Source organism: uncultured Nocardioides sp. (assembly GCF_902805925.1).
Classification (GTDB): Bacteria; Actinomycetota; Actinomycetes; order Propionibacteriales; family Nocardioidaceae; genus Nocardioides.
Window position 1 is genome coordinate 6,864 of record NZ_CADCUP010000117.1, and the last position, 379, is coordinate 7,242.

Below are 379 nucleotides of genomic sequence, written 5' to 3' on the forward strand. Positions count from 1 at the left end.
CAGGACGTCGAGCTGCCGGTCGTGCAGGGTGCGGTCGGGGTGGTGGGGGCGCAGGTCGTGCACGGTGAACACGAACGGCTTGCCCCGCCGCCGCAGCGTCCGGGTGAGCTCCGCCAGCTCCTCGGGCGAGCTCGCGTCGAAGCCGCAGTGCAGGTGGAAGAGGTCGAAGTCGGCCGTCGCCGCCCACTCCGGGCTCAGCATCACCGGGGGCGACGCCGGCTGCACCGCCGAGCGGCTGCCACCGGACGGGTCCGGGTCGGGCAGGCGGCGGACCGGGTGACCCTCGGGTGAGGAGAGGTGCCGCACGTAGACGTGGCTCGACGGCACCGAGGCGACGGTGAGTGTCCGCTCCAGGGGTGCGGGGTCGGCGAGGGGGCTT

General features: G+C 74.7%; 1 pseudogene. It reads right to left on the reverse strand.

From position 1 onward, the window contains the following. A pseudogene (locus QZX64_RS08370) lies at positions 1–327 on the reverse strand (glycosyltransferase family 1 protein); the annotation flags it as partial. Positions 328–379 lie beyond the last annotated feature (52 nt).